Consider the following 12,661-nt stretch of genomic DNA (forward strand, 5'->3'; position numbering starts at 1 on the left):
GCGAGCCTGCTCGCGAATGGCTCACCTCGGTATAACGGTTAAAACCCAGGCTCAATCCTTGGAAACCGGCAACGGTGCAAACAGCGCCTCAATGTCACTCTGCTCCAGCTTCCAGCCACCTGTCGTCCCGCCCTCAAGCACCGCTCCGGCCAACGCCGCTTTCTCCTGCTGCAGCGCCTGTATTTTTTCCTCTACCGTGCCACGAGCAATCAGCTTGTAAACGAACACCGGGTTGTTTTGCCCGATTCGATACGCACGATCGGTGGCCTGATTCTCCACCGCCGGGTTCCACCAAGGGTCGAAGTGAATCACCGTGTCCGCAGCGGTCAGGTTCAAACCAGTACCGCCCGCTTTGAGACTGATGAGAAACAGCGGCACCTTGCCGCCCTGAAAATCCTTCACCGGTGTGCGTCGATCCGTGGTGTCCCCGGTCAGCAGCGAATAGGCAATGTCACGTTGCTGCAATTCTTCCTCGATCAAGGCGAGCATCGAGGTGAACTGCGAAAACAGCAGGATTCTTCGACCTTCGCCGAGCAACTCTTCGAGCATCTCCAACAGGCTGACCAGCTTGCCACTGCCGGAGCGCAGCGCCTTCGCTGTGAGCGGCATGTTGATCAGGCGCAGGTCGCAACAGACCTGCCGCAGCTTGAGCAAGGCATCCAGAATGATGATCTGACTGCGCGCCACGCCACTGCGGGCAATTTCGTCGCGGACTTTTTTGTCCATCGCCACGCGAACCGTTTCATAGACATCCCGCTGGCCGTCGCTGAGATCGACCCAATGGACAATTTCGGTTTTCGGCGGCAGTTCGGTGGCCACCTGATCCTTTTTGCGGCGCAACAAAAACGGCTTGATGCGCGCGGTCAGGTGCTGCATGCGCTGAACATTGCCGTGCTTCTCGATTGGCGTGCGGTAATCGCGATTGAAGGACTTGCTGTCGCCGAGCCAACCGGGCATGAGGAAATGAAACTGCGACCAAAGCTCGCCCAAGTGGTTTTCCAATGGCGTGCCGCTCAGGCACAAGCGCTGGCGGGCCTGCAAATCGCGTGCGGCCTGCGCGGCTTTGCTGAGCGGGTTCTTGATGTTCTGCGCTTCGTCGAGAATCAGCACGCTCCACAACTGCGGCTGTAGAACCTCGAGATCCCTCGGCAGCAAAGCGTAAGTGGTCAGTACCAGATCGTATTCAGCCAGATCAGCGAAATCCTTTTGCCGCCCCGAGCCGTGCAGCGCCAATACTTTCAACTGGGGGGTGAAACGCTCGGCCTCGTCGAGCCAGTTGGGAATCAGGCTGGTCGGCATCACCGCCAGAGCCGGGCAATCGAGGCGTCCGGCGTGTTTTTCCGTGAGCAGATGCGCCAAGGTTTGCAGCGTTTTGCCCAGCCCCATGTCATCGCCCAGAATGCCGCCGACCTCAAGCTCGCGCAGGGTCTGCATCCAGTTCAGGCCTTCGAGCTGATAGGGGCGCAGTTGCGCGTTAAGGCCGGCCGGCGCAGCGACCTGGGTGTGACTGGAATTCTGCAAGCGCTTGGCGAAGGTGCGCAGCCGCTCGCCACCCTGCCAATCCAGCGGCACGCCATCGAGCATACTCAAGCGCGCGGCATCCGGGACACTCAAGCGCAGTGCATCGCCCTGATGACCGCCCAGGTACAACTCGCCCAGCGTGGCCATCAGCGGTTTGATCCGACTCAGCGGCAGCGCGACCTTGGCGCCCGAAGGGTCGCCAAAACCGCTGGGTTTGAGTTCGATCAGGAGTTTTTCGTCATCGCTGCGTTGCGCCAGATTGACCGGGTCAAGCAAGCGCGGCTGCGTGCGCAACAAGTGCAGAAGGATCGGCAGCAAACTGTAGCGCTGGCCATTGACGACAATACCCAACTGCAAATCAAACCACTGATGCCCGGCCTCTTCTTCGACCTCGGCGTACCAATGTTCAACCGGTTGCACATTGAAATGAAAGCCGGTACTCATCTCGACTTCCCAGTTCGAGGCGCGCAACGTGGCAAGCCCTTCGTGCATAAACCCGAGCCAGGCGGAATCATCCGGCAACGTGAACATCTCGCCGGGACGATCCAGCGAGCTCTTGCGCGTGGCTTTCTTGAAGCCGAACTTTTGTAGGATCTGACGCAGTTTCTTTTCCACCGCAGGCTGGCGTTGAATGCGCTGGGTTTCGGTGCCGTTGAGGATCATTACTTCCGGGTTGCGATCCACCGTCGGCTGGCCGTTGTAGGTAAACACCAGGGCGGCGCGGTGCTCAAGAACGTATTCCCAGCGCGAGCGCTCCCGACCGCTGACGAGGGTGAGTTGCGGCTGCGGTAGTACGTCGTCGATGATTCGTTCGGTCAGTTGGTGGGGCGGCGGGATTCTCGTTGCGGCGCTCATGCGATGACTGAACTGCATGGCCTGACGCGCCGGAATGTCCGGCGCCAGAGTCAAATGACTGGCCAGTTTTTCATCCAGTTCATTGAACAGAGGGCCAATCTGCCGCTGTTCACGATCCAGGTAATAAAGCGGCTCCAGCGCCAGCACGGTTTCCTGCGTAGCCTCGGCACTGCTCCACTGCGCGCGGAACCCGCCGTCGGCCTGCTCGGCCCAGGCGAACTGGCCGATGCGTTTCGCGCCAGACATCAACGGTTGCAGATCCTCGAAATCGAGGAACAGCCGCGAGGTGCGCAGGAGCATTTCCAGCAGTCCGGCGCCGCTGCTGCCTTCCAGCGGATAGCCGCTGTAATAGGCGTGATGGGAGTGCATGGCAACCAGCAGCCTGGCGACGCGCAGATCCAGCTCGGACAGGTAGCCGGGCTGACGCATGAGCATTTCCGCCAGCGAATACATCGGTTTGACTTCGCGCAACTCGCCGCTCTTGAGCTGGGAGACCTTGAAAATATCGAGCAGCCACTTGCCGCTCACTGACGTTGGCTTGAGCTTGTAAAACAGGCGCGTGCCTGCGGTTTGCGCGCCTTCTTCGGTGGGCTTGGCCGGCACGGGAATGGTCGAAAGCCAATGTTCCAGCGCCCGACCCAACGGGATCTGTGCGTCACTTTCAGACGCATTATGATCACTGCCCTGCAGGTGATAGAGCACCGCAGCGCAGTGTTTGCAGTCAATTGTGACAGGACAGCTGCACAGGCAACGCACGTTGACGGAACCCAGCCGATCTTCGGACAGGTAAATGGTTTGTTCATACGCCTGATCTTCCGAACCGACGCAGAACGCCTCGACCTTTCTGTCATCGATCTCGATGATCTCTACCCGGTCTTCGGCGGCATAAGCCCGAGCCTTGGCCAGCGCCTTGCTACTGAATGCCTGAGTCCAGGCCAACGACTTTAGCCTTTCGATGAAAATGCTCATGGGCAGCCCTTAGCCGGCCAACACCCGCGCCAACGCCGATTTCACCTTGCCCATGCCGTCATGCAAGGCCTGCTCGATCTCGGCCATGGTGATCACTTCGGTGGTCTTGCCCGCCGCCGGGTTGACCACCAGCGCCAGACAGGCGTAATCCAGATCCAGCTCACGCGCCAGTGCCGCTTCCGGCATGCCGGTCATGCCGACGATGTCGCAGCCATCCCGTTCCAGGCGCACGATCTCGGCGACCGTTTCCAGACGCGGACCCTGGGTGCAGGCGTAAACGCCCTGATCGCTGTACTCGCAACCTTCGGCGGCCACCGCGGCGATCAATTGCTGGCGCAACGGCTCGCTGTAGGGAAAGCTGAAGTCGATATGGGTGACGTGCTCCAGATCATCGGCGAAAAAGGTGTGTTCGCGGCCGCTGGTGTAGTCGACGATCTGATGTGGCACGCAGAAATGCCCGGTGCCCATGGCCGAGTGGATCCCGCCCACGGCGTTCACCGCGATGATCGCTTCGGCACCGGCCTGCTTCAGAGCCCACAGGTTGGCGCGGTAGTTGACCTTGTGCGGCGGGAAACGATGCGGATGGCCGTGACGGGCGAGGAACAGCACTTCCTTGCCGGCGTATTCACCGATCTGCACGTCGGCCGATGGCGCGCCGTAGGGAGTGTCCACCGCCAGTGATTGGCGAATGGTCAAGCCTTCGAGCTGGGTCAGGCCGGTGCCACCGATGATTGCGTAAACCGTCATAGCGAAAATCCTTAATCGATCAGTTGAGCATCTTTGAGGGCGCCAACGGCGGTGAGCCAGCGCGGATCCTGACGGTAATCGGTGCTGGCGAATGCCTGACCGCGCATGCGCGCGATGCGGTCTGAAGGCTTGACCTTCATGCGCTGCGCGGCGCTCAGGGCCAGTTCGGCAGCGGCGCGATCGTTGCATACCAGGCCCATGTCGCAACCGGCCGTGAGTGCGGCCTCAATACGACTGGCGGCATCGCCAACCACGTGGGCGCCGGCCATCGACAGGTCGTCGCTGAAGATCACACCGTCGAACTGCAATTCGCCGCGCAGGATGTCCTGCAACCAGCGCCGGGAGAAGCCGGCAGGCTGCGAGTCGACTTGCGGGTAGATAACGTGGGCCGGCATCACAGCGGCCAGTTGTTTGCTGAGTCTGGCGAAGGGCACGAGATCGTTGGCGCGGATCTCGTCCAGGCTGCGCTCGTCGTTCGGGATCGCCACGTGGGAATCGGCTTCGGCCCAGCCGTGGCCGGGGAAATGCTTGCCGGTGGCCGCCATGCCCGCGCTGTTCATGCCGCGAATGAACGCTCCGGCAAGCACTGCGGCGCGCTCCGGATCGCCCTCAAATGAACGGGTGCCGACAACAGCGCTGCGCTGGTAATCCAGATCCAGCACCGGGGCGAAACTCAGGTCGAGACCGACCGCCAGCACTTCAGTGGCCATGATCCAGCCGCATTGCTCGGCGAGGTATTCGGCGTTCGGATTGTCGGCGATGGCACGCATGGCCGGCAGGCGCACGAAGCCCTGACGCAGGCGCTGCACGCGACCGCCCTCTTGATCCACCGCCAGCAGCAGATCCGGACGAATCGCCCGAATCGCCGCGCTGAGCTCACGCACCTGACGCGGATGCTCGATGTTGCGCGCGAAAATGATCAGGCCGCCCACTTCGGGCTGACGCAACAATTGGCGATCTTCGGCCGTCAGCCAGGTACCGGCGACGTCCACCATCAACGAGCCTTGCAGGCCAGCAGTCATAGAGATTCCTTGAAAACGAAAAACCCGATCCGCAGCAAATCGCTACCCTGAGCAATGCTCGGCAGGTCGGCAATTTCTATGGATTTCGGGTTCAGAACGAGAGTCGGCATGGGCGGCTAGCTTAGCGGATACAAGCTGCCGCGCCCACCCGTGCGCGGTTAAACCTTGGCGGCGACCGGCGTTGATTTACTGCGCGGACGCAGTTGCGCGGTGGCCATCGCGGCGTCAGTGACGCCGGTTTCGGCACGCATGCCCGCAGCGAGGAACGGCACCATCAGGCGCATCACTTGCTCAATGGAGGTGTTGACGCCGAAATCGGTCTCGGCAATTGCGCGCAACGCCTTGATGCCAGACATGCTGAACGCCGCGGCGCCGAGCATGAAGTGCACGCGCCAGAACAGCTCGATCGGCGGAATGCGTGGCGCGGCTTCGTTGACCAGCAGCATGTAGCGCCGGAACACCTTGCCGTACATGTCTTCCAGATAACGGCGCAAGTGGCCCTGGCTCTGGCTGAACGCGAGGCCGAGCAGGCGCATGAAGATCGACAGGTCATTGCCGCTGCGTGGTTGCACCACAAGGGCCTGCTCGACGAGGATTTCGAGCAGCTCTTCAAGCGTCGGCTTGTTTTCAGGCTTGGCCTGACGGCGCTCCAGCTCTTTATCGAGGCTGATGCAGAACGGCCCGAGGAAGCGCGAGAAAACCGCTTGAATCAGCGCTTTTTTCGAGCCGAAGTGATAGTTCACCGCTGCCAGGTTGACGCCGGCCTTGCTGGTGATCAAACGCAATGAGGTTTCGGCGAAACCTTTCTCCGCGAACAACTGCTCGGCAGCATCAAGAATGCGTTCAACGGTTTCCGACTGGGCCATGGCTACTCCGCCTGACAAACACTTGTTTGAAACATACGTTTCAGCCTGTGCCTTGTCAAGCCTGCCGGTTCGTTTTGGGAATGGTCGGTCAGCTATTTAACCACACAAGCCCAACTCATTAATAAGCACGAATGCCGACCGTCTGGCGGCCTGCAAAAAAACGGGCATTGCCAAGGACGCTTCACTGTATATAATCCCAGTCACTGTATAAAAAGACAGAGCGATCAATATGCTAAAGCTGACGCCACGCCAAGCCGAGATTCTGGCCTTTATCAAACGCTGCCTCGAAGACAACGGCTATCCGCCGACCCGTGCGGAAATCGCTCAGGAACTGGGCTTCAAGTCGCCGAACGCGGCTGAAGAACATCTCAAGGCACTGGCCCGAAAAGGCGCCATCGAGATGACACCGGGCGCTTCTCGCGGTATTCGCATACCCGGCTTTGAAGCCAAGGCCGACGACTCTACCCTGCCCATCATAGGCCGGGTCGCTGCCGGCGCGCCGATCCTCGCCCAGCAGCACATCGAAGAATCCTGCAACATCAACCCGGCCTTCTTTCATCCGCGCGCCGACTATCTGCTGCGCGTACACGGCATGAGCATGAAGGACATCGGTATTTTCGACGGTGACCTTCTTGCGGTGCACACCACCCGCGAAGCACGTAATGGCCAGGTCGTCGTTGCCCGTATCGGCGACGAAGTGACGGTCAAACGTTTCAAGCGTGAAGGTAGCAAGGTCTGGCTGATTGCCGAAAACCCCGAGTTCGCACCTATCGAAGTCGACCTGAAAGATCAGGAACTGGTGATCGAAGGCTTGAGTGTCGGCGTAATCCGCCGCTAAAGGAGGCTTTATGCAGTTCCCACACACCCCTCAGCAAACACAACTGCCTTTATTCGAAGCGTTTCTGGCGCAACCGATGGCGCCGATCCTGAAAGACGTGGTCGAACGCCCCTGGAATGCCGAACCCGAAGTATTCAGTGAGCTGTCACTGCGTGGTGCGGCCGGGAACTGCCTGAACCTGCTCGCCCCGATTCTTCGCGAACTCAGCGAAGATCAGGACGCACGCTGGCTGACATTGATCGCACCACCTGCCAGCCTGACTCAAACCTGGCTGCGGGATGCCGGCCTGAACCGCGAACGTATTCTGCTACTGCAACCACGGGGTGCTCAAAGCGCCCAGCAACTGGCGTGCGAAGCTCTGCGGTTGGGGCGCAGCCACACTGTGGTCACCTGGCTCAACCCGCTAAACACCCACTCGCGGCAACAACTGATCAGCGCCGCACGCACGGGCGAAGCTCAGAGCTTGAATATTCGCTTGGGTTGAGGGTTGCTACTACGCGCTGTGTGAAGCGCAGGGCTTCTCCAGGGACAGAGAAGCCGATCTGAAGCGGTAACGTTAAAAAGCAAAGGCGCGGATCAATGAAGAACCCGCGGCCCCTCTTCCTTATCAAACTCGCCTTCGACCATACGACCGGCCATCTGCACGCCGACGCTTAGCATCGCTTTGGCGATTTCTACATGCTGACCTTGAAGGAACGCCTTGGCATCTTCGGAGAAATCCAGCGTCACCAAAGAACCCTCGTCCTCAGCCCTGCGCAGTTCGATTCGGCCGTCTGGTAACTCGACAATTTCTAGAAAGGACGTTGGCATATAGGTCTGTTCTCCACGAAAGGCAGGGATTATATAGACATCATTCAGGCTTCGCTCGGGATCTTGACCAGCAGCATGTTTCAGATTGCCACCGTGTCAATCACCCTCAGCACTCGTTCAAGCCTTCGCGAAAACGTATCGCCAGACCTTTCAAGTTCTGCCGCCAGCTCTCCAGCTCCTCTCGACTCAACTCTTCTGGCGCTTCTTCTTCATCCAGATTAATCGCCTGAATCAGCGGCTGAGTCACGTCCCCTTTGGGCTTGTGTGGCACCCGTGGCGGCTGGAACAGCGCCGAATGCGCTGCCAGCAGTTTTGCCAGCCAGGTTTCAGAGTTTCCCGCGAGTTCGACCATCTCGGCCAACTCGGGAATCGCGATCGACTCCAGGACTTCACGTGTCAGCAGCATCTCGGCGCGTGGTGCATTGGCCTGCGGCAGACGATAGAAACCAGCGATCTCGTGACAGAGACCGAGCAAAGCGCCGTAAAGGTGAAACAACGCCGATTCACGCCCCGCCTGAATCAACGCCAGCGAATTCATCGCTCGCCCCTCTTCGGCGCGAGCCAGAGCTTCGAGCGACAGTCCGGCGAAATAGATCTTCTGGTTGGTGCGGGTATAGAGTTCGTGAGCCATGACGGCGCTCTCCACAACGAAATATTTGCTTCACACAGGCCGGACAGTGTCGTGGATCAGCCGATCCCACCGCAAGCACAAAACAAAAAGGCCGCATGAAAACCCGGAGGGGTCATCATGCGGCCTTTCAGTATCAGGCTAACGCTTACTCAGCTTTGGCCTTCGTACGTTTGTCTTCAACCGTCCACTTGCCGCCGTCGAAGTACGCCTTCCAACCGGTAGGCTTGCCATCGACTTCGGTCTGTACGTATTGCTCCTTGGTCTTGCGGCTGTAGCGAATCACCGCCGGCAGACCATCAGGATCTTTCTGTGGAGCATCGCAGAGGAAGTGGTACTTCGGATCGATCTCGTCCTTGTGCGGCAGAATCTCGATCACCAGCGGAGCACGGGTCTCACGGTTTTTCGGGAACTGACTGGCAGCCAGGAACAGACCGGACGCACCGTCACGCAGGATGTAGGTGTCGTTGACCTTTTCGCATTTCAGCTCAGGCATCTTCACCGGGTCCATCTTCGGCGGCGCCGCATCACCGCTCTTAAGCAGTTTGCGGGTGTTCTTGCAGGTCGGGTTGGTGCAACCGAAGAACTTGCCGAAACGCCCGGTCTTGAGTTGCATCTCGCTGCCGCACTTGTCGCATTCCAGGCTCGGACCTTCGTAGCCCTTGATGCGATAGCTGCCCTCTTCGATTTCGTAGCCTGCGCAATCCGGGTTGTTACCACAGATGTGCAGCTTGCGTTTTTCGTCGAGCAGGTACGCGTCCATCGCCGTGCTGCAGATCGGGCAGCGATGCTTGCCACGCAGTACCAGCGATTCCGACTCACCCTCGTCGTCCGCAGCGATTTCATCGCCCGGCACCAAGTTGACGGTGGCCTTGCAGCGTTCTTTCGGCGGCAGGCTGTAGCCTGAACAACCGAGGAAAACGCCTGTCGACGCGGTACGAATCTGCATCGGACGACCACAAGTCGTGCACGGAATGTCGGTCATGACCGGCTGGTTGGCACGCATACCGCTGTCCGGGTTTTCGGCTACTTCGAGTTTCTTTTTGAAGTCGCCGTAGAACTCGTCCAGTACGTTTTTCCAGTCGCGCTCGCCCTGCGCCACGTCATCGAGGTTCTCTTCCATGCCTGCGGTGAAGCCGTAGTCCATGAGGTTCGAGAAGCTTTCCGACAGACGCTCGGTGACGATGTCGCCCATCTTTTCCGAATAGAAACGACGGTTGTGCAGGGTCACGTAACCGCGATCCTGAATGGTCGAAATGATCGCAGCGTAAGTCGAAGGACGACCGATACCGCGCTTTTCCATTTCTTTCACCAGACTGGCTTCCGAGTAGCGGGCCGGCGGTTTGGTGAAGTGCTGCGATGGATCGAGCTTGATCAGCTTCATCACGTCGCCCTGCGCCATATCAGGCAGAACGTCGTCATCACCCGGTTTGGCAATCTGCGGCATGACGCGGGTGTAACCGTCAAACTTGAGGATACGGCCCTTGGCGCGCAGCTCGAAGTCACCAGCGCCTACGCTGACGGTGGTCGACAGGTATTGCGCCGGCAGCATCTGGCAAGCGAGGAACTGGCGCCAGATCAGCTCGTAGAGACGCTCAGCGTCACGCTCCATACCCGCCAGCTTGCTTGGCGTGGTGTTGGCGTCAGAAGGACGAATCGCTTCGTGAGCCTCTTGTGCGCCTTCCTTGCTGCTGTAGACGTTCGGTGTTTCCGGCAGGTACTTCTTGCCGAACTCGTCTTCGATGTAAGTACGCGCCATCGTCACGGCATCAGCCGAGAGGTTGGTCGAGTCGGTACGCATGTAAGTGATGTAGCCGGCTTCGTACAGACGCTGGGCCATCATCATGGTTTTCTTCACGCCGAAGCCCAGGCGATTGCTCGCAGCCTGTTGCAGGGTCGATGTGATGAACGGCGCCGACGGCTTGCTGCTGGTCGGTTTGTCTTCGCGCTTGACGATGCTGTAGCTGGAAGATTTGAGTTTCTCCAGCGCGGCCATGGCCTGAGCTTCGTTGAGCGGCTTGAACGCTTCGCCTTTTTCGCGAGCCACTTCGAAACGCACGGTGGAGCCTTTGGTGGTACCGAGATCGGCATGCACTTCCCAGTACTCTTCCGGGTTGAACGCGCGAATTTCACGTTCACGCTCGACCACCAGCTTCACGGCAACCGATTGCACGCGACCGGCGGACAAGCCACGAGCAATCTTCGCCCACAGCAGCGGCGAGACCATGTAACCGACAACGCGGTCGAGGAAGCGACGCGCCTGTTGAGCGTTGACACGATCAATGTCCAGCTCACCCGGTTCCGAGAAAGCTTCCTGAATCGCTTTCTTGGTGATTTCGTTGAACACCACACGCTTGTAGCGGCTGTCGTCACCACCGATGGCTTCGCGCAGGTGCCAGGCAATGGCTTCCCCCTCGCGATCCAAGTCGGTTGCGAGATAGATGGTGTCAGCATCTTTGGCGAGCCGGCGCAGCTCTTCGATGACCTTCTCTTTACCCGGAAGGATCTCGTACTGGGCTTTCCAGCCATGATCGGGATCGACACCCATACGCGAGACCAGCTGCTTGCGCGCTTTCTCTTTCGGCGAGAGCACCGGACCTTCGCCCGCAGCAGCCTTGCCGCGCTTGGCGGCTGGCTCTTTGCTGGCGCTAGCCGAACCGCTGGTGGGCAGGTCTCGGATATGGCCGATACTCGACTTCACCACGTATTGGTTACCCAGATACTTGTTGATGGTCTTGGCCTTAGCCGGGGATTCCACAATGACCAGCGATTTGCCCATGGATCAGAAAATTCCTGAATTCTAGAAGTGAAAGGCGGTTGGCGCCTGACGCGGCACCGCTATATATAGTTGATACAAGGTGAGGTCAAGCACAGGGTTCTGTGCGCACTCGCCTTATGCCTTGGAAAAAAGGCTCGGTTCGGCTTGCACCAAAGCAAAGCGTGGCACCTGCTCGCCGTCAACCTCGACTGACTCGAGAAACATGCTCAGAGGGCGTACCCAAAAGCCGTAATCGCCATACAGGGCTTGGTAAAAGACCACTTCTTCTTCGGTCTCGGAATGCCGCGCAACACTGAATACGCGGTACTGCGGACCTTTGTAATGTTGGTAGAGCCCAGGTTGTATCGGCATGCTTCGGCCCTCACTCAAATTTTTTCAAAAATAAAAACAAAATAAATCCACAAAAACAAAAACCGGGGCACTTGGCCCCGGCTTCCATCGACGAGACGCTTAAACGCGTTCGAAGACGGTGGAGATGCCTTGGCCGAGACCAATGCACATAGTGGCCACCCCGAAGGTACCGCTATTCTGCTTCATCACGTTCAGCAAAGTGCCGGAAATACGGGCACCGGAGCAACCGAACGGGTGACCCAGGGCGATCGCGCCGCCGTGCAGGTTAACCTTCTCGTTCATCTTGTCGAGTACTTTCAGATCTTTCAGCACTGGCAGGGCCTGTGCGGCGAAAGCTTCGTTGAGCTCGAAGAAGTCGATATCGTTGATGCCAAGGCCCGCACGCTTCAGGGCTTTTTGTGTCGCCGGAACTGGACCATAGCCCATGATTGCCGGATCCACACCCGCCACTGCCATCGAACGGATCACCGCCATTGGCTGGATACCCAGGTCCTGCGCACGCTGCGCCGACATCACGATCATGCACGAAGCACCATCGGTGATCTGCGACGAAGTACCGGCAGTCACGGTGCCGCCCTTTGGATTGAAGGCAGGCTTGAGGGCCGCCAGACTTTCCAGGGTGGTTTCCGGACGAATGGTTTCGTCGTAGTCGAACAGTTTCAGGAAACCGTTCTCGTCATAGCCCTGCATCGGGATGATTTCATCCTTGAACTTGCCTTCCACGGTGGCCTTGTGGGCCAACTGGTGGGAACGCACGCCGAAAGCGTCCTGTTGTTCGCGAGTGATGCCGTGCATTTTGCCGAGCATTTCAGCGGTCAGGCCCATCATGCCCGAGGCTTTCGCCGCGTACAGCGACATGTGCGGGTTCGGATCGACACCGTGCATCATGCTCACGTGGCCCATATGCTCGACGCCGCCAACCACGAACACGTCACCGTTACCGGTCATGATTGCTTGCGCAGCGGTGTGCAGCGCACTCATCGACGAGCCGCACAGGCGGCTGACAGTCTGACCGGCCGAGGTGTGCGGGATCTGGGTCATCAGCGAAGCCATGCGCGCGATGTTCCAGCCCTGCTCCAGGGTCTGGTTGACGCAGCCCCAGATCACGTCCTCGACTTCTGCAGGATCGACCTTGGCGTTGCGTTCCAGCAACTTGCTGATCAGGTGCGCCGACATGTCTTCGGCGCGGGTGTTGCGGTGCATGCCGCCCTTGGAGCGGCCCATCGGAGTACGACCGAAGTCGACAATCACGACGTCTCTAGGATTCAAGCTCAT

General features: G+C 59.1%; 11 protein-coding genes. 2 read left to right on the forward strand and 9 right to left on the reverse strand.

The genetic code is table 11. The features are described 5' to 3' along the window. Nucleotides 1-51: 51 nt before the first annotated feature. The 4 genes from HU754_RS20585 to HU754_RS20600 all read right to left on the reverse strand — a co-directional run bounded on the left by HU754_RS20585 (nt 52) and on the right by HU754_RS20600 (nt 5,980). Entirely contained in the window at nt 52-3,345 is a 3,294-nt protein-coding gene (locus HU754_RS20585; protein ID WP_186624463.1) for a DEAD/DEAH box helicase, read from the reverse strand. A gap of 9 nt (nt 3,346-3,354) precedes the next feature. Beyond that, on the reverse strand, nt 3,355-4,092 hold the full coding sequence (locus HU754_RS20590) for an S-methyl-5'-thioinosine phosphorylase (protein WP_007910483.1): 738 nt from the start codon (nt 4,090-4,092) through the stop codon (nt 3,355-3,357). Nucleotides 4,093-4,103: 11 nt separating this feature from the next. Beyond that, nucleotides 4,104-5,114, reverse strand: coding sequence for a beta-N-acetylhexosaminidase (gene nagZ / locus HU754_RS20595; protein ID WP_093433674.1), 1,011 nt, complete (start codon nt 5,112-5,114; stop codon nt 4,104-4,106). Nucleotides 5,115-5,272: 158 nt separating this feature from the next. Continuing rightward, nucleotides 5,273-5,980, reverse strand: a complete 708-nt coding sequence (locus HU754_RS20600; RefSeq protein WP_007910473.1) for a TetR/AcrR family transcriptional regulator — start codon at nt 5,978-5,980, stop codon at nt 5,273-5,275. A 229-nt stretch (nt 5,981-6,209) separates the two neighbouring features. Here HU754_RS20600 and lexA point away from each other — a divergent pair, with 229 nt between their 5' ends. Both lexA and sulA read left to right on the forward strand, forming a co-directional pair. After that, nucleotides 6,210-6,818, forward strand: a complete 609-nt coding sequence (gene lexA / locus HU754_RS20605; RefSeq protein WP_003226590.1) for a transcriptional repressor LexA — start codon at nt 6,210-6,212, stop codon at nt 6,816-6,818. Between the two features lie 10 nt (nt 6,819-6,828). Continuing rightward, nucleotides 6,829-7,302 carry an SOS-induced cell division inhibitor SulA gene (gene sulA, locus HU754_RS20610; protein ID WP_095050467.1) on the forward strand — a complete coding sequence of 158 codons (474 nt, stop codon included), beginning with the start codon at nt 6,829-6,831 and terminating at the stop codon, nt 7,300-7,302. Nucleotides 7,303-7,394: 92 nt separating this feature from the next. Here sulA and HU754_RS20615 read toward each other — a convergent pair whose 3' ends face one another. The 5 genes from HU754_RS20615 to fadA form a co-directional block, all read right to left on the reverse strand. Continuing rightward, the gene (locus HU754_RS20615; RefSeq protein WP_003226592.1) at nt 7,395-7,628 is read right to left on the reverse strand and encodes a hypothetical protein; all 234 of its coding nucleotides are present in this window, start codon (nt 7,626-7,628) and stop codon (nt 7,395-7,397) included. A gap of 106 nt (nt 7,629-7,734) precedes the next feature. Further along, a complete protein-coding gene (locus HU754_RS20620) occupies nt 7,735-8,259 on the reverse strand; it encodes a DUF6586 family protein (protein WP_007910470.1) in 525 nt (174 codons plus the stop codon). Nucleotides 8,260-8,404: 145 nt separating this feature from the next. Beyond that, on the reverse strand, nt 8,405-11,035 hold the full coding sequence (gene topA, locus HU754_RS20625) for a type I DNA topoisomerase (protein ID WP_093433668.1): 2,631 nt from the start codon (nt 11,033-11,035) through the stop codon (nt 8,405-8,407). A gap of 114 nt (nt 11,036-11,149) precedes the next feature. Further along, complete coding sequence (locus HU754_RS20630) at nt 11,150-11,386, reverse strand: DUF1653 domain-containing protein (protein WP_007910467.1); 237 nt, start codon at nt 11,384-11,386, stop codon at nt 11,150-11,152. A gap of 99 nt (nt 11,387-11,485) precedes the next feature. Continuing rightward, entirely contained in the window at nt 11,486-12,661 is a 1,176-nt protein-coding gene (gene fadA, locus HU754_RS20635) for an acetyl-CoA C-acyltransferase FadA (RefSeq protein ID WP_007910465.1), read from the reverse strand.

This window comes from Pseudomonas zeae (assembly GCF_014268485.2).
Classification (GTDB): Bacteria; Pseudomonadota; Gammaproteobacteria; order Pseudomonadales; family Pseudomonadaceae; genus Aquipseudomonas; species Aquipseudomonas neuropathica.